Genomic DNA, 26,475 nt, shown 5'->3' on the forward strand with positions numbered 1-26,475 from the left:
GTGACGAACCCCGGTGACCCGCAGCAGGATCGTGGGTACTACGGTGCGGGCTGGCAGCAGCCCGCACCGCCCGGACCCGGGGGAGCCGGCGGTTCCGCGCCGCCGTACGGTGGGCAGCCTGGTGGGCAGCCGCCGTACGGTGGGCAACCTGGCGGGCAGCCTGTTGGGCAGCCGCCGCACGGCGTCCAGCCCACTGCCGGGGTGCCCTACGCCCCGCCGCGACCGCCCCGTGCGCCGGCCGATCCGCGTCGGGCCTTCGCGCCCGGCGCCTCGGTGAACAACACCGCCGGGGCGCTCATCGCCGTGGTGTCCCTCGTGCTGGTCGAGTTCGTGTCCGGCATCGTCGGGCTCATCGGGACGTCCCTCGTCGTCAGCCCGTTCGCGCACTACGGCGCGGGTGCCAGCCTGGTCGGCAGCTTCATCGCCTCGGTGTTCCTGGCGCCGTTCCCGTTCTACGCGGGGGCGTTCCTGGCGCTGGCGTTCCTGACCCCGATCGCCCGCCGCAGCCCGCTGCCGACCGTGCTGCTCCGCGCCGTGCTCGCCGGGGCTGCCGGGACGATCGCCCTCGCGCTCGTCGGTGTCTTCACGGGCGCGTTCGGGGCGATCACCTCGGGAGGTTCCCGACTCGTGATCGACGTCGTCACGAACCCGCTCCGCAACGGCGTGCCGTTCACGGTGATGCTCCTGGCGAGTGCGACCGCGGCGTGGCTGTGGCTCGGGCGCCCGCGACGGAACCGTGGCCCCGCGCCGACGTCCGGCCTGCCGGGGACGGTACGGCCCGCCGACGCCGTCCCGCCCGCGACCGTGCAGCCGGGGCCGCAGCAGCCGCAGCAGGGCCCGTACGGACAGGGTCTGGTCCAGCCGGACCCCCACGGGCAGTACGGCGGCCAGTACGGCGCACAGCCCCGTCCGGACCAGCAGCAGCCGCCGGCAGCCCCCTGGGGCGGTCCAGCGCCCCGCTGACCTCGCTTCGTCGCTCGTGCGGTCGTGTGGGCGGTCGTGTGGGCGCTGCACGGTGCGAGGTTGACCACATGGTGCGGCCTTCGTACCTCGCACCATGTGGGCAACCTCGCACGGTGCGCACGTGCCCGAGGCGCGACGGCGGCCCGGCGAGGTCATGCGCGGTGCGGCGTCCGCCTGTCGCCGCACCGTGCGGGGTTCACCGGGCGGTGCAGCGGCCGCGGCACGGTGCGAGCCTCTGGCGACGCACCGTGCTGCCGACCTCGCACGCTGTGGGCAACCTCGCACGGTGCGCACGTGCCCGAGACGCGGCCGCGCACCGTGCGACAGGACGGGCGTGGCGGGGTGCGCCGGGCCTCCCGTCCGCACCGTGCGCGGTTGCAGGCACCGTGCGAGCCGGCGTGCCCCGCACCGAGTCGGGAACCTCGCACCGTGCGAGCCGGACGCACGCGCGCGGCGCGTCAGTGGGCGCGCTTGTCGCGCTGCGCCACGCGCAGGCCGCTGCGGATGAGCCGCAGCACGAGCTCCCTGCCGGACACCGCAGAGGCCCCCGCGGCGACCAGTTCGTCGTACTTCGCGAGCGGCACGTCGTAGTGGTCGTGGTCGAACGCACGACGCGGCACACCGGCGCGTGCAGCGAACGCGTGGAGTTCCGCGTAGGATTCATCACTGACGAGGTGCGACCACAGAGTGTCGTGAGCGGGCCACGTCGGTGGGTCGATCAACACGGTCACCGTGCAATCGTACGTGTGTCGCCGTTTGACCGGACCCATGGGGATCGAGTATTCTCGATCCCTGGTGTCAGCGGGCCGTTCTGCCTGCGTCGCCGATCGGGCCCGGCCTTCCGGGAGCCGCTCGTGCAGAAGTGGGCACCCGAGACTTCCCTCAAGCAGAGTTACGTAAGGATTTCCACGTGGTTTACGCAGTAGTGCGCGCCGGCGGCCGTCAGGAAAAGGTCGAGGTCGGCACCATCCTGACCGTCGACCGTGTCAAGGCGGACGACAAGGGCAACATCGACCTCGCCCCCGTGCTCCTCGTGGACGGTGACAAGATCACGTCGGCGGCTTCCGAGCTCGTCAACGTGACCGTCACCGCCGAGGTGCTCGACGACCTGCGCGGTCCGAAGGTCATCATCCAGAAGTTCAAGAACAAGACCGGGTACAAGAAGCGCCAGGGTTTCCGCGCTGAACTGACCCGCGTCAAGATCACCAAGATCGCGTAAGGGAGTCAGCTCATGGCACACAAGAAGGGTGCGAGTTCCACTCGCAACGGTCGTGACTCGAACGCTCAGCGCCTCGGCGTGAAGCGCTTCGGTGGCGAGGTCGTCAACGCCGGTGAGATCATCATCCGCCAGCGTGGCACCCACTTCCACCCGGGCGCCAACGTCGGCCGCGGTGGCGACGACACGCTGTTCGCCCTCTCGGCCGGTTCGGTCGAGTTCGGCACCAAGGGTGGCCGCAAGGTCATCAACATCGTCAACGCGTAGTCGCGACGATCAGCTTCAGCGGGAGGGGCGGGCCGAGTGCCCGCCCCTCCTTCGCTTTTCCCGCCGACGGATCACGTCGGCACAACGCGCTGACGGATCACGTCGGCACAACGCGCTGACGGATCTCGTCGGCGCAACGATCTTCCAGGAGTGGAACCATGGCGACCTTCGTCGACCGCGTGACCCTGCACCTCAGCGCGGGGAAGGGCGGCAACGGTTGCGTCTCGGTCCGCCGTGAGAAGTTCAAGCCCCTCGCCGGGCCCGACGGTGGCAACGGCGGTGACGGCGGCGACATCGTGCTCGTGGCCGACCCGCAGGTCACCACGTTGCTCGGCTACCACCGCTCTCCGCACCGTTCGTCCAAGAACGGTCAGCCGGGCATGGGCGACCACCGCAGCGGCGTCAGCGGCGAGGTCCAGGAGCTCCCGCTCCCGATCGGCACCGTCGTGTACGACGAGGCCGGCGAGGTCATCGCCGACCTGACCGAGCCCGGCATGCGCGTCGTCGTGGCCCCCGGTGGCCAGGGCGGCCTCGGCAACGCGGCGCTCTCCACCACCAAGCGCAAGGCCCCCGGCTTCGCGCTCCTCGGCACCGAGGGCTGGGCGGGTGACATCAGCCTCGAGCTGAAGACCATCGCCGACGTCGCCCTCGTCGGGTTCCCGAGCGCCGGCAAGTCCTCGCTCATCGCCGCGATCTCGGCCGCGAAGCCGAAGATCGCCGACTACCCCTTCACCACGCTCACCCCGAACCTCGGCGTCGTCGAGTCGGGCGAGAGCCGCTTCACGGTCGCGGACGTCCCCGGGCTGATCGAGGGCGCGTCGGAGGGCAAGGGCCTCGGCCTCGAGTTCCTGCGGCACGTCGAGCGCTGCGAAGCCCTGCTGCACGTCATCGACTGCGCGACGATGGACCCGGGCCGCGACCCGATCAGCGACCTCGACGTCATCCTCGGCGAGCTCGAGCGTTACCCGGTCCCGGAGGGCCAGGTGCCGCTGCTCGAGCGTCCGCAGCTCATCGCGCTCAACAAGATCGACGTGCCGGACGCCGCCGAGCTCGCCGAGTTCGTCACCGCCGAGCTCGAGGGCCGTGGCTACCGCGTGTTCCCGATCTCCACGGCGTCGCACAAGGGTCTGCGTGAGCTGACCTTCGCGTTGGCCGAGGTCGTCGAGCAGGGTCGTGCCAAGCGCGCGGCCGAGCCCGTCGTCGAGCGCATCGTCATCCGCCCCCGTGCCGTCAACGACCAGGGCTTCACGGTCCGTGCCGAGGGCGGTGAGGAGCACCGCTTCTTCCGCGTCCGCGGCGCGAAGCCGGAGCGCTGGATCCAGCAGACCGACTTCACCAACGAAGAGGCGATCGGCTTCCTGGCTGATCGTCTCGCGAAGCTCGGTGTCGAGGACGGCCTGTTCAAGGCCGGCGCGGTCGCCGGTTCGACCGTCGTGATCGGTGGCGACGGCGGCATGGTCTTCGACTGGGAGCCGACGCTCACGTCCACCGCGGAGCTCATCACGAGCGCACGCGGGACCGACGCCCGCATCGGTGCGACCTCGCGTCCGACCCGCAACGAGCGTCGCGAGGAGTACTTCGAGCGGATGGACGCCAAGGCGGCCGCCCGTGCGGAGCTCGAGCAGGAGCGTGTGTCCGGCCTCTGGGTGAACGACGAGGTCGTCACCAGCGACGACCTCGAGACCGGCGACCCCGAGGCCGGAGTCGAGACCGGCGTCGAGACCGGCGACTTCGAGACCAGCGACCAGAAGGACTGACCGCGGCATGACCGACACGACCGCCCGCACCGACCTCGGACCCGTCACTCGGCGAGAGGACATCCCGCGTGCGCGGCGGATCGTGGTCAAGGTCGGCTCGTCCTCGGTCAGCGGTGACGCCGCCGGCCAGATCGGTCCGCTGGTGGACGCCCTGGCCAGCGCCTACGGCCGTGGCACCGAGGTCGTGCTCGTGTCGTCCGGTGCGATCGCGACCGGCTTCCCGTTCCTCGGGCTCGAGGGCCGTCCCGACGACCTCGCCACGCAGCAGGCCGCCGCGGCCACCGGCCAGAACGTCCTGATGTTCCGGTACCAGAAGGAACTCGACCGGCACCGGGTCGTCGCGGCGCAGATCCTGCTGACCGCCGGCGACCTGCAGAACCCCACGCACCGGGTCAACGCGCAGCGCGCCATCGACCGGCTGCTCGCCCTGCGGGTGCTGCCGATCGTGAACGAGAACGACACGGTCGCCACGCACGAGATCCGCTTCGGCGACAACGACCGGCTCGCCGCCCTGGTGGCTCGGTTGCTCGGTGCCGACGCCCTGGTGCTGCTGTCCGACGTCGAGGCCCTGTACACGAAGCCGCCGGAGCAGCCCGGCGCCGAGCGCATCGACGAGGTACCGTTCGGCGACGAGCTCGCCGGCGTCACCTTCGGCTCCGTCGGCAAGTCCGGCGTGGGGACCGGGGGAGCAGGCACCAAGGTCGCGGCTGCACGGCTCGCGGCCGAGGCGGGCACGTCGGTCCTGGTGACCGCCACGGCCCTCGTCGACCGCGCCCTGTCGGGCGAGCACGTCGGCACCTGGTTCCACGCCGCGCCGCGTCCCTGACACGGGTCGGATCGCGCCCGGAGCGGTCACGACTCGCGGTCGGGACGGCGCCGACTGGTCAGGGACCGTCGGCGCAGGCGTCGCGGAGCGACGGTCTGCGACCGCTCGCTCGGCGCAGGACGACGTGTCGTGACCGGTCGGCGTGGTGAACGCGACCGCCTGGAGGCCCGGCGCGGGTCCCGGGGACCGGTGCCGGGCCTCCAGGCGGTCACGACGCACCGACGGACTGCGTCGAACGGTCGGGACCGGTCGACGGGGTCGGCGCGAGGCGACGCGGTGCGACCGCTCGGCGGTCGTCGTGCAACGTGTCATGACCGGTCGGCCGGCGAGACGGCGTCAGGCCCGTCACGGGCCGACGAGCGGACCTAGAATCGGTCCATGTCGTCGATCGCGCCCGCCCCGACCCTGACCGACACGCTCGTGGCGGCCCGCACCGCCTCGTCGGCCCTGGCGACCGCGACGACGGCGGTCAAGGACGCCGCCCTGGTGGCGATCGCCGCCGGGGTCCGCGCCGCCACCGACGAGATCGTCGCCGCGAACCACGGTGACCTGGTCGCGGGCGAGGAGAGCGGCCTGTCCTCCGGTCTCGTCGACCGACTCCGGCTCGACCCCGCACGCATCGAGGCGCTGGCCACGGCCGTCGAGGACGTCGTCGGCCTGCAGGACCCGGTGGGGGAGCACCTGCGGGGCTCGCTGCTGCCGAACGGCCTGCAGCTCACCCAGGTGCGGGTGCCGTTCGGGGTCGTCGGTGCCATCTACGAGGCACGACCGAACGTCACGGTCGACATCGCTTCGCTCGCGCTGAAGTCCGGCAACGCGGTCGTGCTCCGCGGGGGTTCGGCGGCCCAGCGGACGAACGCCGTGCTCGTGGCCCGCATCCAGGACGCCGTCGAGTCGGTCGGCCTGCCGCGCGAGCTCGTGCAGACCATCGACGAGTTCGGCCGTGCCGGAGCCACCGAGCTCATGCGCGCCCGCGGCCTGGTCGACGTGCTCATCCCGCGCGGCAGCGCCTCGCTCATCCAGACCGTCGTCACCGAGTCGCAGGTCCCCGTGATCGAGACCGGTGCCGGCGTGGTGCACGTGTTCCTCGACGCATCGGCCCCCGAGCAGCGCGCCGTCGACATCGTCCTCAACAGCAAGGTGCAGCGGCCGAGCGTCTGCAACGCCCTCGAGACCCTCCTGGTGCACGAGCAGGCGGCCGAGCGGCTGCTGCCCGTGCTCGCGGACCGGCTCCGTGCCTCCGGTGTCACGCTGCGCGGCGACGACGCCACGCGGGCGATCGTGCCGGGCGTGCTGCGCGCCACCGACGAGGACTGGGCGACCGAGTCGATGGACCTCGACCTGTCGATCCGCGTCGTGCCGGACGTCGACGCCGCGATGGCGCACATCGCGCGCTGGTCCACCCACCACACCGAGTCGATCGTCACGAACGACGTCGACACGGCCGAGCGGTTCCTGGCGACGGTGGACTCGGCGGTCGTGATGGTGAACGCGTCGACGCGCTTCACCGACGGCGGGGAGTTCGGCTTCGGCGCCGAGGTGGGCATCTCGACGCAGAAGCTGCACGCGCGTGGTCCGATGGGGTTGCCCGAGCTCACGAGCACCAAGTGGATCGTGCGCGGGAACGGCCAGATCCGCGGCTAGACTGAACGGCGTCTTTCCCCGACCGAACGGAGCACCGAACGATGACCTTCCTCGCAGAAGCTGCGGAGCACGCCTCCGGCGCCCCGGCGTTCGTGTTCCCGCTCGTCGGTGCGCTGTTCTTCATCTTCCTGGGCTTCGTCACCTGGAGCTTCCGCGACGTGGCCTACCGCCACTCGCAGAAGTTCGAGGCCACCCGCCACCACGAGACGGGTGTCGACGAGTTCGGTCACACCAAGAGCTGATCTGCACGCGATGCTCGAGAGCACCGGACGACCGCGCATCGGGGTGATGGGCGGCACGTTCGACCCCATCCACCACGGTCACCTCGTCGCGGCGTCCGAGGTCGCTCGGGCGTTCGACCTGGACGAGGTCGTGTTCGTCCCCACCGGTCAGCCGTACATGAAGTCCGGCGTCACGGATGCCGAGCACCGCTACCTGATGACGGTCATCGCGACCGCGTCGAACCCGATGTTCACGGTGAGCCGCGTCGACATCGACCGCCCCGGCCCGACGTACACGGTCGACACGCTCCGTGACCTGCACGAACAGCGGCCCGACGCGCAGCTCGTCTTCATCTCGGGCGCAGACGCCGTTCAGCAGATTGTCGACTGGAAAGACCATGATGGTCTGTGGGACCTCGCGCACTTCGTCGCCGTGACGCGTCCGGGACACGACCTGAGCATCAGCGGACTCCCCGAGCGAGACGTAAGCTTGCTCGAAGTCCCCGCACTGGCCATCTCGTCGACCGACTGCCGCGACCGGGTGAGACGTGGTTCCCCCGTCTGGTACCTGGTCCCCGACGGGGTCGTCCAGTACATCTCCAAGCACCACCTGTATCGGAGCGTTGCATGAGTTCGTCCGACGCGCAGCAGCCCCTGTCGCGGCGCCAGGCGCGCGAGCGGGAGCGTGCCGCAGCAGCCGGTTCGCAGCCCGCGACGCCGCCGCCGACCGTCGCCGCACCCGCCGAGTCGACGGAACCCCGTCCTCGGCCCGGTTCGCACGTGGCACCCGCTCCCGGCGGTCCGGCCCAGTCCTCCGCTCCGGCGTCCGCCGCGACCGGCACGTCGGCACCGACGGGCACGCCGGCACCGACGGGCACGCCGGCCTCGGCGCCCTCCGTGCCGGTGACCTCCGTCCCTGCAGCCGGGGTGTCGCCGTTCCCGCCCGCCTCGGCGACCGAGATCGTGCCCGGCAGCGGTGGTCTGACCCGCCGCCAGATCCGCCAGCAGCGCGCCGCCGAGAACCAGGCGGTCCTGCCGGTCCCGCTGCAGAACCCCACGCCGCAGTCCTCCGACCGCACCGTCGAGGACGTCCTCGGCTCGGTCGACACCATCGAACCGACTTCGGCGCCGCGCGCCGCGGACGAGCCGTCCGGTTCCGAGACCCCCACGGTGCTCGACGAGGCAGCGGTCGCCCAGGCCACCGAGGCCGACGGGTCGCCCGACGCCCTCGAGCCGCTCGACGAAGCCGCTGCGCACGCCGAGGAGCCCCGGCGCCACCGGTCGACCTGGTCGCCGCCCGCCGACGACGCTTCCGAAGCACAGCCCGAAGCCGGGGCCGCGGACGAGGCTCCCGCAGGGACGTCCAGCGACCAGACGGGCACCGACGAGACGGGCGCCGACCAGACGGGCACCGACGAGACGGGAGCCGACCAGACGGGCACCGACGAGACGCCGGCTGACACCGTCGCACCGGTCGACGTCGCCGCGCCCGAGCACCCCTCGGCCACGCCGCTCCCGGGGATCCCGGACGGCGCACCGTCGACCCCGGCGGTGTTCCCGCTGTCCCTCGACCCCGAGGACGACGACACCAACGAGGTCCCGATCCCGGAGCCCGCACGGACCGACCCTCCGAAGGTCCCCGCGTCCTTCCAGCGGCCGGCCGAGCCGAAGCCGATGACGACGGCCTTCGAGCCGCCCGTCGGGCACTGGTCGCAGCAGGCGCACGGCTCGAACGACGCCGAGGTGCACGACGACTCGACCGGCACCCGCCGGATCGCGGTCACCGACACCAACGCGATCATCCTGCCGAACTCGGCCCTGGCCGACCCGACCGGAGCACTGAACGCGACGGGCGAGGTGATCCTCACCGGGTCCATCGACCTGCCCGCGTCGCTGTCCTCCACGGGGTCGCACCGACCGATCGACGGTGCCGAGGTCGACCGCCTGCTCGAGCAGCACGACGAGCAGCCCGAGACCGACGCCAGCCCGGTGCGCGCCAGCCGCGCGGTGTCCAGCCACACCTCGACCCGCCAGGTCGTCCTCGCCGCCGCGAAGCCGAAGGAGTCGCGCACGCCGCTCATCCTCGGTGTCACGGTCGGCGCCGTCGGTGTCGCTGCTGCCGCGGTCATCATCGTCGCGCTCGTCACGACCCACACCTTCGGCGGCTGACGCCCCGACCCGAACCACCGATCCCGACACCTGCGTCGGCCGCGGCCTGGCCGTGCGTCGGCGGGGTGGCTTATGATCGTGACCCATCAAGCGATCCGGCTCCCTGCCGGGTCGACGACCGGAAGGAATCCGTGACCGCCTCCACTCGCGCACTGGAACTCGTGCAGGCCGCCGCTCTCGCGGCGGACGCCAAGCAGGCCGAGGACCTCGTCGCGCTCGATGTGACCGGGCCGTTGCAGCTCACGGACGTGTTCCTGCTCGCAACCGGTCGGAACGAGCGCAACGTGCAGTCCATCGCCGATGCGGTCGAGGAGCGCCTCCTCGAGCTCGGCGCCAAGACCCTCCGCCGCGAGGGCCGGAGCGAGGGCCGCTGGGTCCTCATCGACGTCGGCGACATCGTGGTCCACGTCTTCCACGACGAGGACCGTCAGTACTACTCGCTCGAGCGGCTCTGGGCAGACTGCCCGACCATCCCGCTCGCGCTCCCGGTGGACCACACCGCCTGATCAGCGACGCGCCCGGGTGACGGCTTCGATTTCGTTGCCCGGCGTTCGCATGGTGTACGCTTCTATGGTGCCTCCGGGGAACTGGTCGGCACGGAAGCAACACAATCTGGGTCTGTGGCGCAGCTGGTAGCGCACCTGCATGGCATGCAGGGGGTCAGGGGTTCGAGTCCCCTCAGATCCACCAACAACCCCCGTCGTTCCCCGGAACGGCGGGGGTTTCTTCGTGGTGCGGGTGGCCGCACGTGCCCGATACGCTGAGCGCATGAGCAACGATGCGCCGCTGTCCGGAACCCCGCTGACGATCTCCGCCGCCGGGTACACGGCCGACATCGCCACGGTCGGTGCGACGCTGCGGACCCTGCGGCACGAAGGTCGCGACCTGATCGTGCCGTTCGCCGCCGACGAGGTCCGGCCGGCGTTCCGCGGTGCCGTCCTCGCTCCGTGGCCGAACCGCGTCGTCGACGGCGAGTACTCGTTCGGCGGTGTCGACCACGAGCTCGCGCTCACCGAACCGGCACGGCACCACGCCCTGCACGGGCTGGTCGCCTGGACCGACTTCCGGGTCGAGGCGCAGGAGTCCGACCGCGTGGTGCTCGCCACCACCGTGCAGGCCCAGGCGGGCTACCCGTACCGCGTCGAGGTCCTGGTCGAGTACCGGCTGGACGACGCCGGGCTGCACACGACGATCACCGGCACGAACTCCGGCGCGGACGACGCCCCGTGGGGGACCGGCCCGCACCCGTACCTGGTTGCCGGCGCCGGCACGGTCGACGACTGGACCCTCACCCTGCCCGCGGCCGAGGTGCTCGAGGTCACGCCGGACCGGCTGATCCCGACCGACCTGGTCCCCGTGCACGACGAGTTCGACCTGCGCACCGCCACACGCATCGGCGACCGGTTCATCGACCACGCCTTCACCGGCTTCGACCGCGACGCCGACGGGGTCGCGACCATCGCCCTGACCGCAGCGGACGGCCGGGGTGTCCGCGCGACCTTCGGTCCGGTGTGCCCGTGGGTGCAGGTGCACACGGCCGACCACGTGGTCCCCGAGTACCACCGCGCCGGCCTGGCGGTCGAGCCGATGACGTGCGCCCCGGACGCCTTCAACGACGGTGTCGACCGCGGTCTCGTGGTGCTCGCCCCCGGTGCGTCCCACGCCGCCGCATGGACGATCTCCGCGATCTGACCGGTCCGTCGGCCGGCGCCCGCATCGAGGTCCGCCAGCTCGATCCGGTCCCCGACCTCGGCGCACTGGCCGCCGCGGCCGACGGCGACCTCGTGTGGCTCGACTCCGCGCTGCCGGACGGCGCACCGGAGGCCGCTCGACCACGGGCGCGATGGTCGGTGCTCACGTGGGCGGATGGGCCGTTCGGGGCCCGGTTCCGCCACCAGGACCGGCAGGCGTCCGTCGAGGTCGCCGCGCCCGCTGCCGGCTGGTTCGGCTCGTCGTCCTCCGACGACCGTCCGGCCTTCACCGTGCTGGCCGACCTCCTCGCGCGGACGCCGCAGCTGCCCGAGCCGATCGCCGGCTGCGGCTTCGCACTCGGCTGGGTCGGGTTCCTCGGGTACGAGCTCGGTCGCGAGTCCGGCGGCCCGGACCGCACCGCCGACGGCCACGCCGACGCCGACCTGCGGTTCGTGGACCGTGCCGTGGTCGTCGACCACACCGGCGATGCCTGGGCGCTGACGCTCGTCGCCGACGCGGAACCGGCGGCCAGCGCGCAGAACCGGGCGTGGCTCGAGACGGTGACCGGGTCGCCGTCGCCGGCCGACGTGGCGGACGCGGCCACGGGCCTCCCGGCCGGGGTGTCGTCAGCGGTCGGACGCACGTCGCGAGCCGACCACGAACGCGCCGTCGACGCGTGCCGCGCCGAGATCCGCGAGGGCAACGCGTTCCAGGTCTGTCTCACCACCTCCTTCTCCGTGCCGGGCAGGGGCCGGGAGGCCCGGGTCGGCCCCGGCACGGACCCGCACCTGTCCGACCCGCACCTGTCCGACCCGCACCTGTCCGACCCGCATCTGTACGACCCGCACCTGTACGACTACATCCGGATGCGGGCGTCGGACCCCGTCCCGTTCGGTGCGTACCTGCGGCTCGGCCCGCTGCGCGTGGCGAGCCGGTCGCCGGAGCGGTTCCTGCGGATCGCCGCGGACCGCACCGTGCTGGCGGAACCGATCAAGGGCACGCGGCGACGACTCGCCGACGCTGCCGCCGACGCGGCCGTTCGGGACGAACTCGCGGCGAGCGCCAAGGACCGTGCCGAGAACGTGATGATCGTGGACCTGCTGCGGAACGACCTGCTGCGGACGGCGATCCCCGGGTCGGTGCACGTCGAACGGCTGTGCGCGGTCGAGACCTACGCGAGCGTGCACCAGATGGTGTCGACGATCGGTGCCGTGCTGCCGTCGGGGACGGCGCCGGCGGACGTGGTGCGGGCGGCGTTCCCACCGGGGTCGATGACCGGCGCGCCGAAGATCAGCGCGATGGCGATCGCCGACCGGCTCGAGGGCGCGCCGCGCGGAGTGTACTCGGGGACGATCGGGTACTTCTCGGCGAGCGGGGCGGTCGACCTGTCGGTGGTCATCCGGACACTGGTGACGGTGGTGGACGCCCCGGGCGGCGGGGTGGGTCCGGTCGAGGTCCGGTCGCGGACGCTCGGGGCCGGGGGAGCGGTGACGTGGTCGTCGGTGGCGGCGGACGAGGCGGACGAGGTCGAGACGAAGACGCGGTCGGTGCTCGGCGCGGTCGGAGCGGTGGCGACGTGGTGAGCTGACCGAACACGCGTTCGACCCGATTGTCCACGGATGTCGGACGCGATTGACATCATCGAACACATGTTCGAATATGAGGGCATGCAGACAGCGGCGGCACTCCGGTCGCCCGGCCCGGACCGGGTCGGGCGGGGCGGTGCTGCGCGCGGGGGTTCGGGTGCTGCGCGCGCGGGCGCAGGTGCTGCGCGTGGGGGCGGCGCGGGCGCTGCGGACCACCTCGGTGACGCCCGGGCGGCGCTCGACCGCATCACGTCCCTGCGGTCCCGGGTCACCGACATGGAGTCCACCCGTGTCGACACCGCTGGGCTCCCGACCGCCTCCGCTCTCGAACCCCTGCTGCCCGGCGGTGCGATCCGGGTCGGCGGCACCTACGCCGTCCCCGAGTCGGTGCTGCTCGCGATCACCATGCTGCAGGCGGCCTCGGCGTCCGGTGCGTGGTGCGCGGTCGTCGGGGTGCCGTCCTTCGGGATCGAGGCCGCGGCCGCCGCGGGGATCGACCTCGAGCGGCTCGTGCTCGTCCCCGATCCGGGTGACCAGTGGCTCGCGGTGACCGCGGCGATGGCGGACGTCGCCCAGATCGTCCTCACCCGACCGCTCGGCCGGGTGGTACCGGGCGACGTCGCCCGCCTGTCGGCCCGGCTCCGGCAACGCGGCGGGGCCCTCGTCGCGCTCGGGTCCTGGCCGGGCGCGGACGTCACGCTGCGGATCACGTCGTCGGTGTGGAGCGGCATCGGTCAGGGCCACGGGCACCTGACCGAGCGTCGCGCCACCGTGACGGCGACCGGTCGTGCGGGTGCGGTGCGCCCCACCAGCGCCGAACTGCTCCTGCCCGCGGCCGACGGCACGGTCCGGACGGCGACCCCCGTGCCGTCGGTGGGGTCCGGCGACACCCGGGTGCGGCCCGTGGCGGTGGCGTCGTGATCGCCGGGGTGCTGCTGGGCGTGGCGGTGGCGTCGTGATCGCGCCGGGGCGTGTCCGTGCCGACGCGATCGCCCGCGGCGGGGCACTGCCCGAGCCACCGCCGACCCGCACCATCGTGCTCTGGTGCCCGGACTGGCCGGTGATCGCGGCGGCCCGCGCGGCCGGGGCACCGCCAGAGCAACCCTTCGCCGTGGTCGCGAAGGGTCTGGTGTTCGCGAGCTCCGCGTCCGCACGGCAGCACGGCGTCGTCCGGGGCCTCCGGGTGCGCGAGGCACAGGCGCGCTGTCCGGAGCTCGTCGTGCACCCCTACGACGACGCCCTCGACCACCGCGCGTTCGAACCCGTCATCCGCGCGGTCGAGGCCGCCGTCCCCGGGGTCGAGGTACTGCGGCCCGGCACCCTCGCCCTGCGTGCCCGGGGACCGGCGCGGTACTACGGCGGCGAGCGGGCGGCCGCGGCGACCCTGGCGGGGATCGCGGCCGACCACGGTGCCCCGGCGGTGCGGGCCGGTGTGGCGGACACCCCGTTCGCGGCGGAGCAGGCGGCACGGGCCCGACCGGTGCGTCCCGGCGAACGGGTGCGGATCGTGCCGGTCTCCGGCTCGTCGGACTTCCTGGCGGCCCTGCCCCTCGGTGTGCTCGGCGACCCCGAGCTCGCGACGGTGCTCGACCGGCTCGGCATCACCACGCTGGGCGCGTTCGCGTCGCTCAGTGACGAGCAGGTCCGCGACCGGTTCGGGGTCGCCGGGGCGTTCCTGCACCGGCTGGCCGGCGGACGCGACCCACGGGAGATCTCGGCGCGCGCGATCCCGCCCGAGCTCCGGATCGAGGCGGCCTTCGAACCCCCGCTCGACCGTGCCGACCAGATCGCGTTCGCGTTCCGGCGCTCCGCCGACGACTTCGCCGCACGCCTCCGCGCCGCGGGGCTCGTCGCGACGACCATCCGGGTGGGGATCGTCGACGAGCGGGACATCCTGCTCGAACGCACGTGGGCGCACCCCCGGTGGTTCGACGCCGCCGACGTCGTCGACCGGGTGCGGTGGCAGCTCGCCGGCGGGGTCGACCCGACCGGGCTCGAGGCCCCCGTCACCTCGGTCGTGCTCGAGCCGGTCGCCGTCGACGACATGGCGAACCACGAACGCGGACTCTGGGGCTCCGGACCGGACGAGCGCGTGCACCACGGGCTGGCCCGTATCCAGGGCATGGTCGGGCACGACGGGGTGGTGAGCCCGCGGGTCGGTGGTGGCCGGACCCTGTCCGAGCGGGTGGTGCTCGTGCCGTGGGGTGACGCCCCACCCGGCGGCGAGCGTGCCCTGGCCACCGTGCGCGACCGACCGTGGCCCGGCAAACTGCCCGGCCCGCCGCCCGCCACGGTGCTCGAGCGTCCCCGGCCGGTCGACGTGGTCTCCGGCGACGGCGCGAGCGTCGACGTCGACGACCGCGGCGTGCTGTCCGGCGCACCCGAACGCTTCCGCGCCGAGGGGGACCGGGGCGGCGGGTTCGCACCCGTCACGGCCTGGGCGGGCCCCTGGCCGCTCGTCGTGCGGTGGTGGGAGTCCGGCGGTCGACGACTGCACCGACTGCAGCTCGTCGACGCCGAGGGCCGTGCCTGGTACCTGGTGCTGGCCGACCACCGGTGGTGGGCGGAGGCGATCGCCACGTGAACCGATCCAGGAGCAGGACCTGATGGGCTACAGCAACCCACCCGTACCGTGGTCGCAGTTCGAACGCGCCCTGTCGGACAAGCGCAGTCCGGGGACGGCGAAGGCCGGCGACGGCGGGGACAGCCCGGCGTGGTCGCGGAAGCGCGAGCCGTACGTCCCCACGGACCAGCCGGCGGTTGCGGACGACGGCCCTCCGGTCGTGCCGTACGCCGAGCTGCACGCGCACTCGGCCTTCAGCTTCCTCGACGGCGCCAGCCAGCCCGAGCAGCTGTTCGAGGAAGCCGCACGGCTGCGCCTGCACGCCCTCGCCCTCACCGACCACGACGGCTTCTACGGTGCCGCCCGGATGGCCGAGGTCGCCGAGGCGTACCCGCAGGTCGGCACCGTCTACGGCACCGAGCTCTCGCTGGGCCTGACCGAACCGCAGAACGGCGTCCCCGATCCCGAGGGCTCCCACCTGCTCCTGCTCGCCGACGGGCAGGACGGCTACCACCGGCTCGCGGGCGCGGTGACGAGTGCGCACCTCGCGGCCGGGTCCGAGAAGGGCAGCCCGCGCTACGACCTCGACGAGCTCGCGGGGCGGGCCGACGGACACTGGCGGGTGCTCACCGGGTGCCGGAAGGGCACCGTCCGGCAGGCGCTCGAGCAGGGCGGGGAGTCCGCGGCGGAGACCGCGCTGCGCGTGCTGCTCGACCGTTTCGGGCGCAGCAACGTCGTGGTGGAGCTCCTCGACCACGGCGACCCGCTCGACAGTGCGCGGAACGACGTGCTCGCGACCCTCGCCGAGCGGTACACGCTGCCCCTGGTCGCGACCGGCAACGTCCACTACGCCACCCCGGACCGGTTCCCGGTGGCGACGGCGCTGGCCGCGGTCCGGGCCCGGCGCAGCCTCGACGAGATCGACGGGTGGCTGCCGGCCGCCGACACCGCGCACCTGCGCTCCGGCGCCGAGATGACCCGGCGGTTCGGGCGGTACCCGGGGGCGATCGGGAACACCGTCACGCTGGCCGACGAACTCGGGTTCCGGCTGCGCACGGTCAAGCCCGGGCTGCCCGACCTCGACGTGCCGGACGGCCACACCGCGATGTCCTGGTTGCGGGAGCTCACCTGGACGGGTGCACGTCGGCTCTACCCCGGCAGCGCCGACGGCGTGGACCCGCAGAAGCGCGAGCGCATCGAACGCGAGCTCGCGGTGATCGAGGACAAGAACTTCCCCGGCTACTTCCTGATCGTGCGCGACATGGTGCAGTACGCCCGCGGCCGGGGGATCCTCTGCCAAGGGCGGGGCTCCGCCGCGAACTCCGCGGTCTGCTACCTGCTCGAGATCACCGCGGTGGACTCGATCCGCTACGGCCTGCCGTTCGAGCGGTTCCTGTCGGCGATGCGCGACGAAGAACCCGACATCGACGTCGACTTCGACTCGGACCGCCGCGAAGAGGTGATCCAGTACGTCTACGAGAAGTACGGCCGGTACAACGCCGCCCAGGTCGCGAACGTCATCACGTACCGCCCGAAGGGTGCCGTCCGCGACATGGCGAAGGCCCTCGGCCACAGCCCGGGGCAGCAGGACGCCTGGTCGAAGCAGGTCGAACGGTGGGGCTCGGTGACCGAGAGCCAGGACCACGACATCCCGCAGGCGGTCGTCGGGCTGGCGAGCGACGTCCTGGGCTTCCCGCGCCACCTCGGCATCCACTCGGGCGGCATGGTGCTCACCGACCGGCCGGTGGGCGAGGTCGTGCCGATCGAGCATGCGCGGATGGACGGCCGCACGGTGCTGCAGTGGGACAAGGACGACTGCGCCTTCATGGGGCTCGTGAAGTTCGACATGCTCGGCCTCGGCATGCTCGCGGCGCTGCAGTACTCGTTCGACCTGGCGGCGGAGCACTGCGGGGAACGCTGGGAGATGCACTCCATGCCGAAGGAGGAACAGGGCGTCTACGACCAGCTCTGCCGAGCCGACACCATCGGGGTGTTCCAGGTGGAGTCCCGCGCGCAGATGGGCACCCTGCCCCGGCTGCTCCCACGGCGGTTCTACGACCTGGTGATCGAGGTCGCCCTCGTCCGCCCCGGCCCGATCCAGGGCGGTGCCGTGCACCCCTACATCCGGCGTCGGACCGGCGAGGAACCGATCACGTACATCCACCCGTCGCTCGAACCGGTGCTCGAACGCACCCTCGGGGTGCCGCTGTTCCAGGAGCAGCTCATGCAGATGGCGATCGCGGTCGGCAACTGCTCGGGCGACGACGCCGACCTGCTGCGGCGCGCGATGGGGTCGAAGCGCGGCCACGAGAAGATCGACCGGCTGCGCGACAAGCTCTACGCGGGCATGTCGGACAACGGCATCCACGGCGAGGACGCCGACGCGATCTACGCGAAGATCCAGGCGTTCGCGAACTTCGGCTTCGCGGAGAGCCACTCGATCAGCTTCGCCCTGATCGTCTACGCGAGCGCCTGGATGCGCCTGCACTACCCGGGGGCGTTCCTGGCCGCGCTGCTCCGGGCGCAGCCGATGGGGTTCTACTCACCGCAGACCCTGGTCGCCGACGCCCGTCGGCACGGCGTCCAGGTGCTCCGACCGGACATCCTCCGCTCGGGTGTCGACGCCACGCTCGAACCGCTCGGCGACGACCAGGTGGTGCCCCCGTGCGGTGACGACGCCTGCCTGCACACCGAGCAGCCGCCGGTGCTGCCCTTCGACAAGGCACTGCCCGACGACACCGCACGGCACCGCCGCGACGGCGCGTTCGCGGTCCGGCTCGGACTCGCCGAGGTCGCCTCGCTCAGCCGGAAGAGCGCCGAGAAGATCGTCGCCGAGCGTGACGCGAACGGTCCCTTCGTCGACATGTCCGACCTGGCCCGCCGGGTGGGGCTGACGACGGCGCAGCTCGAGGCGCTCGCCGCCGCCGACGCCTTCGCCCCGTTCGACATCGACCGCCGCGGGGCGATGTGGTCGGCGGCGCAGGCCGCTGCGGAGCGCGCCGACCAGCTGCCGGACACGCAGGTCGTCGTCCAACCGCCGCTGTTCGGGCAGATGACGAGCGGCGACGTCCTGATCGCCGACATGTGGTCGACGGGCATGACGACCGACGACCACCCCGTCCGGCACGTGCGCGACCGGCTCGCCGCTCGCCGGGTGCTCAGCGTGCAGGACACCGCGACGGCCGAGACCGGGCGGCGGGTCGAGATCGGCGGGATCGTCACGCACCGGCAGCGTCCGGCGACGGCGTCGGGGATCACGTTCATGAACGTCGAGGACGAGACCGGGCTGGTCAACGTCATCTGCAGCGTCGGGGTGTGGGGCCGCTACCGCCGGGTCGCCCGGGAATCCCCGGCGGTGATCGTCCGCGGCATCCTCGAGCGGTCACCCGACGGCGTGGTCAACCTGGTGGCGGACCGGATCGAGCACCTGTCGCTGTCCGTGCGCACGCGGTCGCGGGACTTCCAGTGAGTGGTCGCGGGCGACGGGCGCGGAGCGGGTGCGCGGCTACTCGACCTCGGGCAGTCGCACCGTGACCTCGAGTCCGCCGGAGCGCACGTTCCGCAGCGACGCCGTCCCACCGGCACGTTCGGCCACCGCACGGACGATCGCGAGGCCCAGCCCGGATCCACCCGGCAGGGCGATCGCACCGGTGGCCGGATCGGGGTTCGGGCGCGACTTCCGGGCCTCGTCCGGTCGGGTGAACCGGTCGAACGCCACCGGGATGAACGACTCAGGGACACCGGGGCCGTCGTCGGTGACCTGCAGGACGCCCTCGCCGCCGGTGCTGCGCCAGGACACGAAGATGCCGCCACCGCGGGGGAGCGCCGACACCGCGTTGCCCGCGATGTTCGTGACGAGCTGCGCCATGCCACCGGTGTCGAGCCGGTAGCGGGGTTCGTGGGTCCCACCGCCGATGCCGGGCCCGGAGCCACCGACGGCCACCGGGGCCTCGAGGTCGAAGTCGACGGTGACGTCCTTGGCCGACGCGATGAGCCGGACCCGGTCGACGGCCGCCATGACCTCGTCGCCGAGGTCGGACCAGGCGGTCTCCGGGCGCTGGTCGCCGTCCTGTTCCCGCCGTTCGGACTCCTCGATCCGCGACAACGCGAGCAGGTCGTTCGCCAACCGGGAGAGCCGGGCGACGCTGTGCTTGGCGCGCTCGATGTGGGCAGCCAGGGCGGCGGCGTCGTCACCGTCGAGCGACGCCAGGTCGAGCTGGGTGGTCAGGATGGCGAGCGGTGTGCGGAGCTCGTGGCTGGCGTCGGACACCATCTGCCGTTCCCGCTCGGTGGCCTGGCGCGTGCGGGCGAGGAAGGCGTTGAGGGTCGTGGCCAGGGACGCGAGTTCGTCCTGCGCGGGGCCGACGGGCAGCTCGGCCCGTTCGGGCGCGACGGACAGCCGCTCGGCCTCTCGGCGCATCCGGTTGACGGGACGGAGTGCCGCGGTCGCCAGGATCCACGAAGCGACGCCGAAGGCGAGCAGGATCGCGACGCCGGTGAGCGACAGGGTCGAGGTGAGGTCGTCGACCACGATCGCCTCGGCCTGCGAGTTCCGGGCGGCGACGACCGTCCACCGGCCGGCCTGGTTCACGGGGTGTTCGACGACCACGCGGTACTCGGACCCGGACACCCGGATGATCGAGGTGCCGGCCGGAGTGGAGGTCAGGCTGCCGAGAGCGCTCTCCACCCGGGTGGGCATCGTCGAGAGCACGATGTCGCCGGACGGTGAGACCACGGCGACGAGCTGCGCGTTGCCCGGCGGGGACAGGTCGGGATCGCTGTCCACCTCGAGCGTGGCGACGTACGGGTCGGCGTCGGCGTCCAACAGGGTGCGGGTCGCACTCGCGACGACGCTGACCACCTGGAACCGCATCACCAGCACGAGCAGCACGATCACGACCGCGGCGATCGCCGTCGAGCCGATCGTGATCCGTGCCCGCAGGGACAGCAGGCGCAGGGGGCGGACCAGACCGCGTCGTGGGCGGTCCGGCCCCGGGCGAGCGGAGGCCCCGCTCACGCCCCGAGCAGATCCAGGCGGTACCCGCGGCCGCGCACGGTGGCGATCGCGACGGTGGCCTCGTGGGCAACGAGCTTCTTGCGGAGGTACGAGATGTACTGCTCGACGACGTTCGGGTCGACGTGCTGCGAGCCGTCCCAGACCTCTTCGAGGATCTTCGGCCGGTCGACCACGCTGCCGGCGGAGCGAGCCAGCAGGCGGAGCAGCGCGAACTCGGTCGGGCTGACGGCGACGCGCTGGCCCTTGATCGAGATGCGACGGGCCTCGGAGTCGATCGAGACGTCGCCGACCTCGATCGTGCGGGGTGCCCCGGCGGACTCGCGGCGACCGAGGGCGCGGAGCCGGGCGGTGAGCTCGGCGAACGCGAACGGCTTGGTGAGGTAGTCGTCCGCGCCGGCGTCGAGGCCGAACACGCGGTCGTCCACGGCGTCGCGCGCGGTGACGAGCAGGATCCGTACGGGGTCCTCGCGCTCGCGGATGCGTCGAGCGAGCTCGAACCCGGACATGCCGGGCATCATCACGTCCACGACGGCCAGGTCGAACGCCTGCTCGCCGAGGGCGATGAGCGCCTCGACCCCGTTCTCCACCGCCGTCACGCGGTACCCCTCGGCAGCGAGACCGCGCTCCATCAGGGCACGCATCTCGTCGTCGTCCTCGACCACCAACAGCCGCATAGTGGACCTCCTCGGACCCATCGTGGCATCGAACGGGCGCGGAGGGTCGATGCCCAGGCCGAACTCACTGAATCTCGTCACAGGAGCGGGTACCGTGGCTGCCAGGCCACCGGGCAGAACGGTCTGTCCCGCGTTCTAGGGACATGAGGACTTCTTGCTTCATTGGTAGGATCACCTGGCGGACAGCGCTTACCCGAAGGGCGGTCCGTTGCACCAGGGGGCACCATGAACGACCCGATCGACCACGCGTCCGTCGACCACCCGTCCGTCGACCACCCGGCCATCGTCCGTCTCCGCGCGGAGCTCGATGCCGCGTGGAAGGGCATCGGCGCACTCGGCCAGATGGAGGGCGTCCGCCGCGACCGCGTGGTCGCCGAACTGCGGACGGCCGTCCCCGACGTGGCGAGCCGCGCGGCGCGCGAAGTCGGCACCGAGGCCGTCGTCGCGGAGATCAGCCGGTTCGCCGACGTCGGCGTGCCCGGCACCGATCCCGCCGTGCCGGCCGCGGTGATCTGGGACGACGTCGTGCAGACGGCGGCCGAAGCCGCACGCGCCACGCGCTGACCGGCACCGGCACGCCGCGCCCGAGCGGCGCCGGCACTGGCACCCCGCGACCGACCGGCGTCAGTCGTCCTCGCCGAGCAGCTCCTCGCGCACGCGTCGGACGTCCTCGAGCAGGGCGCCGATGAGCACCCAGTGCCGTGAGTTCGGTCGCACGATCTCCATCGGCGCGGTCAGCGCGGGTTCCGCGGTCGCCACCCCGGCATCGTCCCGACCGGCGCCCGCGGCGAACGACGGGTCCAGCCGTGTCGACTCGACCCGGGCGCTCAGCGCGCGGACGTCCGAGCCGATCCGGGCCACCTCGGTCGCGATGCCGCCGACCACCGGATCGGCGCGCAGGTCTGGTGCGGTGTTGTCGTGGATCGCCCGGGTCATGCCGGTGACGCGCGTGACCAGGACGCGCAGGTGCTCGGTGATGGCGACGTCGCGGTCGAGGATCGTGCGGTGCCGGCCGCCACGCGGGTTCATCGTCAGGGACTCGCGGGCCGCGTTCAGTGATGCCTCGGTCTTCGCGTGCTGCTGCCGGAGCGCGCGGGCCCGCACCAGGGCGTCCTGCCACCGGTCGCGGTCCCACCCCTCGGTCAGGCCGATCGCGACGCGTTCGAAGGCCACGGCGGTGTCGCGGGCGAGTCGGGCGACGGCGAGGTGCGCCGGCTCGAGCAGGACCGGCGGGATGATCAGGGCGTTCACGACGAGGGCGACGACCGCACCGATCACCGTCTCGAGGATCCGGTCGGCCGAGTAGTTCGGCGTGACGACCCCCGCGGTGAGCACGAGCATCCCGCTGATGCTGACCTGGGTGGCCGAGGTCGGGGTCAGCCGGAGCACCCAGGCGATGAGGATGGCGAGCACGACCACGAGCAGGACGACCCACACCGAGTCGCCGAGCAGCAGGTGGAACCCGGTGGCGAGCAGCACGCCGAGCACTACCCCGGCGCTCCGCTCGAGGCCCTTGACGAACGACTGGTTGATGCTCGGCTGCACGACGAGCAGTGCAGCGATCGCGGCGAAGGTCGGGAACGGTCCCTGGATCAGCAGCCGGCACAGCAACACCGCCGCGACGACCGCGACCGCGGTCTTCACGACCTGCAGGAACGGCGTGCGACTGGAGCTGCGGAGACGCGCGACCGGGTTCACCTCGACCACGCTAGCCACCGCCCGCACGCCGAGCCGTGCACGAACGCGACGAAAACGTCCGGACACGGTTGACTGATGTCGTGTGGCCCAACCATGAGCGCGTCATCCCGCAGGCCTTCGCCGGCTCCGGGACCTCCGTCGTGGCCGCACGGGCGCACTCCGTCGAGCCGTCGGGCAACGGCTACCTGTACGGCTACGAGGTCGACACCGTCGACCGGAACGGCCAGCGCGCCACCGTCCTGACGTACGTCGACACCGGCGGCGCGCACGACCAGAACAGTGCGATCGTCACCGATCCCGCGACCGGCGAACCCGTCTCGGTGTGGGCGTACCCGAACGACCCGGGTCTGCCGGTGCTGCCGCAGGTGACCTACCGCGACGCGGTCGCCGAGCTCCTGACGACGCTCGGCATGCCGGTCACCGACCCGGTGCTCACGGTGGCCGCGTACCGACCGGGCAAGCGTGCGGTGGTGCGGGTGGACGCCCCCGAGCGCACCCTGTTCCTGAAGATCGTCCGTCCGCACCGGGTCGCGCCGATCGTGAAGTCGCACGAGCAGTTCGTGGCGGCGGGCCTGCCGGTGCCCCGCGTGCTGTCCAGCCGCGGCGACGGACTCCTCGTGCTCGAGCGGATCCGCGGCGTGCCGGCCGGCAGCCGCATCCTCGACATCGCCGACGACCCGCGGTTCGTCGCGTCACTGGCCGCCCTGAGCGGTCGGGTCGCGACCGTCCCGATGACCCAGCAGGCCCGTGCCGACGCGATGGACCACGCCGACTGGCACCGCCGCACGCTCATCGCCGCGCTGCCGCAGGACGCCGACGAGATCGACCGCCTGTACGACGCCATCGGCCGCAGGTCGATCGGCTGGACGAGCGCGACGAAGCAGGTCGTGCACGGCGACCTGCACCTCGAGCAGGTCTTCGTCGACGAGGACGAGCCCTGGCGCATCTCCGGCCTGCTGGACATCGACACCGCGGGGTGGGGCTTCCCGGTCCGTGACATCGGGGCGGTCGTCGCCCACCTGGTCGTCACCGGCCTCTGGCACCGATCGCGCGGAGACGCCGACCGCGGAGCCGCGGCCGAGCGCCTCGCCGACGCGATCGCTCGCGACTGGGTCGCCCGCAACCCGCGCGAGGCCGACCGCATCGGGCCCGCCATCGGTGCCCAGCTGCTCGCCCACGCCGGCGGCCAGGCGACCACCGGCTCCGCGAACGGCATCCAGACCGCCGAGCAGCTCCTCGCGGCGACGCGGGCCGCGTTGGCCGAGGCTGCTCCGGTCCTGCCGGCGGCCGGCCTGGTCCGCCCGCGGTCCGCGCCCCGCGTCTGACGGCTCGCGGCCCCCGTCGCGAAAACGACAGATCTGCGCGGAACGTTGGCGGCAATCTGTCGCTTTGGCGGGGTGGTCGGCGTGGGGATCCGGGATCCGTCGCTTTGGCGGGGTGGTCGGCGTGGGGACCCGGGATCTGTCGCGTCGGCGGGGTGGACGCGACCGGCGTCGGACGGGAGGCGCGTGGCGGGCCCGCACCGTGCCTCCCGTCCGGCACACGGGGCATTCCAGGAGGCGCGACGCGCGCGGGCGACGAGGAGTCGCCTCCGTCGGGGGTCGGGGAGTAAACTGAGCGCGCACGCACCGCGTTCCCGCGTGCCGCGTCGATTCCGGACGCAGCCGTCGATCACTTGATCGACGCGGGAACCGGGCCGTGACCGCCCCGCGGGGGCGTCACGTGCGTGTGACGACGCCGGATCCCGGCGCGGACCGTCGCACCCGGCGCCGAGCAGGCGCTCGCGGTGGAACGGTCCGCGGGACTCCACCGGACGTCCCGAAGCGGGGACCGGCGATGCGGTGGGCCACGGTGGCCCGCAGCCGAACCGGAGCCGTGTCAGGCCCCGGTGCAGGACTTCCGCCCCACGGGCGGCTCGCCCCGATGCGTGGGCGGAACAGGAGGAGCGTTGGCTCGATCAGGCACCCGGCGAGCTGCCGGCGGGACGCGGACCGCGTCACGTCGGACGAGGCCGCTGGACAACGACGGCGTGATCCCCGTCCTCGCCCGCGCGGTGCGCGAGGTCGAGGCGGCGGCGCAGCGCGGACCGCTCAAGGCGACGAACCGGACGAAGTTCCAGGCCGTCGCACTGCTCATGCGCGAAGAGCGCGCACGGGTGAAGGGCGACACCGACCTCACCGACTCGCAGCGCGCCGAGCAGCTCAAGCGGCTCGACGGCGTGGCGACGATCCTCGCGAAGACCGCGGCCCGCGACACCAGCGTCATCCAGCTGCTCGCGGAAGAGGTGCAGGTCTCCGAGGCTACCCGCGCCGTCAAGCGCGACATGATGATCGCCGGCGGCATGGAGCTGCAGCCGGAGGACCTCGTCATCGCGGCCGAGCCCACCCCGGTCGCCGAGACCCCGGTGCGCGCGGTCACCCCGCAGGCGGTCGTGCAGCGTCAGCTCGCCAACCCGTTCCTGCCGCCGGACTTCGCACTCGCCGACCAGCCGGTCGCGCACCCGCGTCGCCTGGCGAACTGGGAGCTCTTCGGTCCGCTGTTCAAGTCGTTCGAGTACGGCGCAGGCGGGGGAGCGGCGACGATGCCGCTGCCCGAGCCGACCTCGCTGCACTCCCGCTCCGGCACCACGCTGATGAAGCACCAGGCCGAACTGGTCGCCGCCGCGTCGCAGGGGCACCGCACGTTCCTGCTCGCCGACGAGCCGGGCCTCGGCAAGACGGCGCAGTCACTGCTCGCCGCCGACGCCGCCAACGCGTTCCCACTGCTCGTCGTGGTGCCGAACGTCGTCAAGACGAACTGGGCGCGCGAAGCCGAGCGCTGGGTGCCGAACCACCGCGCCACCGTCATCCACGGGGACGGCAACGACCTCGACGGGTTCGCCGACATCATCATCGTGAACTACGAGATCCTCGACCGGCACGCCGGCTGGCTCGGGGGCTTCGGCTTCAAGGGCATGGTCGTCGATGAGGCGCACTTCATCAAGAACAAGGACTCGCAGCGCGCCCGCTTCGTGCTGCAGATCGCCGACCGCATCCGGCAGCGCACCGCAGCACCGCTGCTCATGGCGCTGACGGGCACCCCGCTCATCAACTCGGTCGAGGACTTCCGCACCATCTGGGAGTACCTCGGCTGGATCGACGACAAGAAGCCCCGCGCGAAGCTCATGAACGAGCTCGAGGAGATCGGCTTGACGCCGGCCGACCAGGGCTTCTTCGTCGAGGCCCGCCGTGCCGTGATCGACCAGGGCATCGTCCGACGCCGCAAGGTCGACGTCGCCGCGGACATCCCGGCCCGCCGGATCGCCGACATCCCCGTCGAGCTCGACGGCGACGAGGGCCGCTCCATCCGCGACGCCGAGCGCGAGCTCACCGCGAAGCTCGTCCGCCGGTACCACCAGGCGCTCGACGCCCGCACCGGGCAGGACCCGGTCGTCGGCATCGACCACAAGCTCGTCCGGCAGGTCGCCCGCTGGGAGCTCGAGGACCAGGACGCCTCGTCGACCGGTGAGAACGTGTTCTCGATGGTCCGGCGCATCGGCCGCGCCAAGGCCCAGCTCGCAGCCGACTACGCCGCACAGCTCGCGTCGAACGTCGGCAAGGTCGTGTTCTTCGCGAAGCACCTCGACGTGATGGACCAGGCCGAAGAGGTCTTCGCTCGACGTGGCCTGCGCACCGCCACGATCCGCGGCGACCAGACGGCCACGCAGCGCACGGCGCAGATCGACTCGTTCGTGAACGACCCCGACGTCGCCGTGATCGTCTGCTCGCTCACCGCGGCCGGCGTGGGCCTGAACCTGCAGGTGGCGTCCAACGTCGTGCTCGCCGAGCTGTCGTGGACGAGCGCTGAGCAGACCCAGGCGATCGACCGCGTGCACCGCATCGGGCAGGAAGAGCCCGTCACCGCGTGGCGCATCATCGCCGCGCAGACGATCGACACCAAGATCGCCGAGCTCATCGACTCGAAGGCGTCCCTGGCCGCCCGCGCGCTCGACGGCTCGGACGAGGAACTCGTCGACTCCGGCGACATCCAGCTCGACGCCATGGCCGCGCTGCTGACCGAGGCGCTCGGGGGCTAGGGACCGCGGCGCGCGGCGCGCGGCGCGCACCCGTTCAGCACGACCGAAGTCCGTCCGAACCACGTGATCACGCGGTTCGGACGGACTTCGGTTGTGAGCAGCGGCGC

At 72.6% G+C, this 26,475-nt stretch carries 22 protein-coding genes and 1 tRNA gene; 19 read left to right on the forward strand and 4 right to left on the reverse strand.

The features are described from left to right. Positions 1–963, forward strand: coding sequence for a hypothetical protein (locus EDF47_RS08875; protein WP_131921676.1), 963 nt, complete (start codon positions 1–3; stop codon positions 961–963). Positions 964–1,421: 458 nt separating this feature from the next. On the opposite strand, the gene EDF47_RS08880 is transcribed toward EDF47_RS08875, so the two are convergent. Beyond that, positions 1,422–1,694 (reverse strand): DUF4031 domain-containing protein, encoded by a 273-nt coding sequence (locus EDF47_RS08880; protein WP_123313478.1) that lies wholly within the window; start codon positions 1,692–1,694, stop codon positions 1,422–1,424. Positions 1,695–1,873: 179 nt separating this feature from the next. Between EDF47_RS08880 and rplU the strand changes: the two genes are divergently transcribed. The 15 genes from rplU (at position 1,874) to EDF47_RS08955 (ending at position 18,373) form a co-directional block, all read left to right on the forward strand. Next, positions 1,874–2,182, forward strand: coding sequence for a 50S ribosomal protein L21 (rplU, locus tag EDF47_RS08885; RefSeq protein WP_111084536.1), 309 nt, complete (start codon positions 1,874–1,876; stop codon positions 2,180–2,182). Between the two features lie 12 nt (positions 2,183–2,194). Further along, positions 2,195–2,446, forward strand: coding sequence for a 50S ribosomal protein L27 (gene rpmA / locus EDF47_RS08890; RefSeq protein ID WP_071257351.1), 252 nt, complete (start codon positions 2,195–2,197; stop codon positions 2,444–2,446). Positions 2,447–2,604: 158 nt separating this feature from the next. After that, a complete protein-coding gene (gene obgE / locus EDF47_RS08895; RefSeq protein WP_123673375.1) occupies positions 2,605–4,203 on the forward strand; it encodes a GTPase ObgE in 1,599 nt (532 codons plus the stop codon). A 7-nt stretch (positions 4,204–4,210) separates the two neighbouring features. Beyond that, the gene (gene proB / locus EDF47_RS08900) at positions 4,211–5,029 is read left to right on the forward strand and encodes a glutamate 5-kinase (RefSeq protein WP_228505024.1); all 819 of its coding nucleotides are present in this window, start codon (positions 4,211–4,213) and stop codon (positions 5,027–5,029) included. Between the two features lie 378 nt (positions 5,030–5,407). Beyond that, complete coding sequence (locus tag EDF47_RS08905) at positions 5,408–6,673, forward strand: glutamate-5-semialdehyde dehydrogenase (protein WP_133936707.1); 1,266 nt, start codon at positions 5,408–5,410, stop codon at positions 6,671–6,673. A gap of 41 nt (positions 6,674–6,714) precedes the next feature. Further along, positions 6,715–6,915: a hypothetical protein gene (locus EDF47_RS08910; protein ID WP_123293955.1), complete on the forward strand. Its 201-nt coding sequence runs from the start codon at positions 6,715–6,717 to the stop codon at positions 6,913–6,915. 10 nt (positions 6,916–6,925) lie between these two features. After that, complete coding sequence (gene nadD / locus EDF47_RS08915) at positions 6,926–7,525, forward strand: nicotinate-nucleotide adenylyltransferase (protein ID WP_111084540.1); 600 nt, start codon at positions 6,926–6,928, stop codon at positions 7,523–7,525. Continuing rightward, positions 7,522–9,063: a hypothetical protein gene (locus tag EDF47_RS08920; protein WP_133936706.1), complete on the forward strand. Its 1,542-nt coding sequence runs from the start codon at positions 7,522–7,524 to the stop codon at positions 9,061–9,063. Before nadD ends, EDF47_RS08920 begins: the two co-directional genes overlap by 4 nt. A 131-nt stretch (positions 9,064–9,194) precedes the next feature. Then, positions 9,195–9,569, forward strand: coding sequence for a ribosome silencing factor (rsfS, locus tag EDF47_RS08925; RefSeq protein ID WP_131921679.1), 375 nt, complete (start codon positions 9,195–9,197; stop codon positions 9,567–9,569). 108 nt (positions 9,570–9,677) lie between these two features. Then, positions 9,678–9,753, forward strand: a tRNA-Ala gene (locus EDF47_RS08930). 78 nt (positions 9,754–9,831) lie between these two features. Beyond that, entirely contained in the window at positions 9,832–10,755 is a 924-nt protein-coding gene (locus tag EDF47_RS08935; protein WP_131921680.1) for an aldose 1-epimerase family protein, read from the forward strand. Next, the gene (locus EDF47_RS08940) at positions 10,734–12,338 is read left to right on the forward strand and encodes an anthranilate synthase component I family protein (RefSeq protein WP_131921681.1); all 1,605 of its coding nucleotides are present in this window, start codon (positions 10,734–10,736) and stop codon (positions 12,336–12,338) included. The genes EDF47_RS08935 and EDF47_RS08940 overlap by 22 nt, the downstream gene beginning before the upstream one ends. 36 nt (positions 12,339–12,374) lie before the next feature. Continuing rightward, positions 12,375–13,262, forward strand: a complete 888-nt coding sequence (locus EDF47_RS08945) for a hypothetical protein (protein ID WP_133936705.1) — start codon at positions 12,375–12,377, stop codon at positions 13,260–13,262. Positions 13,263–13,296: 34 nt separating this feature from the next. Further along, positions 13,297–14,925 carry a DNA polymerase Y family protein gene (locus tag EDF47_RS08950; RefSeq protein WP_133936704.1) on the forward strand — a complete coding sequence of 543 codons (1,629 nt, stop codon included), beginning with the start codon at positions 13,297–13,299 and terminating at the stop codon, positions 14,923–14,925. 22 nt (positions 14,926–14,947) lie between these two features. Further along, entirely contained in the window at positions 14,948–18,373 is a 3,426-nt protein-coding gene (locus tag EDF47_RS08955) for an error-prone DNA polymerase (protein ID WP_133936703.1), read from the forward strand. A gap of 36 nt (positions 18,374–18,409) precedes the next feature. On the opposite strand, the gene EDF47_RS08960 is transcribed toward EDF47_RS08955, so the two are convergent. Then, positions 18,410–19,921, reverse strand: a complete 1,512-nt coding sequence (locus EDF47_RS08960) for a HAMP domain-containing sensor histidine kinase (RefSeq protein WP_123293948.1) — start codon at positions 19,919–19,921, stop codon at positions 18,410–18,412. After that, positions 19,918–20,595: a response regulator transcription factor gene (locus tag EDF47_RS08965; RefSeq protein WP_111084549.1), complete on the reverse strand. Its 678-nt coding sequence runs from the start codon at positions 20,593–20,595 to the stop codon at positions 19,918–19,920. The genes EDF47_RS08960 and EDF47_RS08965 overlap by 4 nt, the downstream gene beginning before the upstream one ends. A 225-nt stretch (positions 20,596–20,820) precedes the next feature. Between EDF47_RS08965 and EDF47_RS08970 the strand changes: the two genes are divergently transcribed. Beyond that, entirely contained in the window at positions 20,821–21,159 is a 339-nt protein-coding gene (locus EDF47_RS08970) for a hypothetical protein (RefSeq protein ID WP_111084550.1), read from the forward strand. 60 nt (positions 21,160–21,219) lie between these two features. Here EDF47_RS08970 and EDF47_RS08975 read toward each other — a convergent pair whose 3' ends face one another. Continuing rightward, entirely contained in the window at positions 21,220–22,293 is a 1,074-nt protein-coding gene (locus EDF47_RS08975) for an aromatic acid exporter family protein (RefSeq protein WP_123938833.1), read from the reverse strand. A gap of 80 nt (positions 22,294–22,373) precedes the next feature. Between EDF47_RS08975 and EDF47_RS08980 the strand changes: the two genes are divergently transcribed. Both EDF47_RS08980 and EDF47_RS08985 read left to right on the forward strand, forming a co-directional pair. Then, complete coding sequence (locus EDF47_RS08980; RefSeq protein WP_111084551.1) at positions 22,374–23,618, forward strand: aminoglycoside phosphotransferase family protein; 1,245 nt, start codon at positions 22,374–22,376, stop codon at positions 23,616–23,618. Positions 23,619–24,241: 623 nt separating this feature from the next. After that, positions 24,242–26,368, forward strand: coding sequence for a DEAD/DEAH box helicase (locus EDF47_RS08985; protein WP_165901102.1), 2,127 nt, complete (start codon positions 24,242–24,244; stop codon positions 26,366–26,368). The last annotated feature ends 107 nt before the right edge of the window (positions 26,369–26,475 follow it).

The sequence above is a fragment of the Curtobacterium sp. PhB190 genome (assembly GCF_004365385.1).
In the GTDB taxonomy this organism is placed as follows: Bacteria; Actinomycetota; Actinomycetes; order Actinomycetales; family Microbacteriaceae; genus Curtobacterium.

Excerpts from the sequence above, each read along its gene's own strand:
- EDF47_RS08955 (WP_133936703.1), top strand. The coding sequence starts at position 14,948 with ATGGGCTACAGCAACCCACCCGTACCGTGGTCGCAGTTCGAACGCGCC.
- EDF47_RS08970 (WP_111084550.1), top strand. The coding sequence starts at position 20,821 with ATGAACGACCCGATCGACCACGCGTCCGTCGACCACCCGTCCGTCGAC.
- EDF47_RS08940 (WP_131921681.1), top strand. The coding sequence starts at position 10,734 with ATGGACGATCTCCGCGATCTGACCGGTCCGTCGGCCGGCGCCCGCATC.
- EDF47_RS08935 (WP_131921680.1), top strand. The coding sequence starts at position 9,832 with ATGAGCAACGATGCGCCGCTGTCCGGAACCCCGCTGACGATCTCCGCC.
- rpmA (WP_071257351.1), top strand. The coding sequence starts at position 2,195 with ATGGCACACAAGAAGGGTGCGAGTTCCACTCGCAACGGTCGTGACTCG.
- proB (WP_228505024.1), top strand. The coding sequence starts at position 4,211 with ATGACCGACACGACCGCCCGCACCGACCTCGGACCCGTCACTCGGCGA.
- EDF47_RS08920 (WP_133936706.1), top strand. The coding sequence starts at position 7,522 with ATGAGTTCGTCCGACGCGCAGCAGCCCCTGTCGCGGCGCCAGGCGCGC.
- EDF47_RS08910 (WP_123293955.1), top strand. The coding sequence starts at position 6,715 with ATGACCTTCCTCGCAGAAGCTGCGGAGCACGCCTCCGGCGCCCCGGCG.
- obgE (WP_123673375.1), top strand. The coding sequence starts at position 2,605 with ATGGCGACCTTCGTCGACCGCGTGACCCTGCACCTCAGCGCGGGGAAG.
- EDF47_RS08945 (WP_133936705.1), top strand. The coding sequence starts at position 12,375 with ATGTCGGACGCGATTGACATCATCGAACACATGTTCGAATATGAGGGC.
- EDF47_RS08905 (WP_133936707.1), top strand. The coding sequence starts at position 5,408 with ATGTCGTCGATCGCGCCCGCCCCGACCCTGACCGACACGCTCGTGGCG.
- EDF47_RS08965 (WP_111084549.1), bottom strand. The coding sequence starts at position 20,595 with ATGCGGCTGTTGGTGGTCGAGGACGACGACGAGATGCGTGCCCTGATG.
- nadD (WP_111084540.1), top strand. The coding sequence starts at position 6,926 with ATGCTCGAGAGCACCGGACGACCGCGCATCGGGGTGATGGGCGGCACG.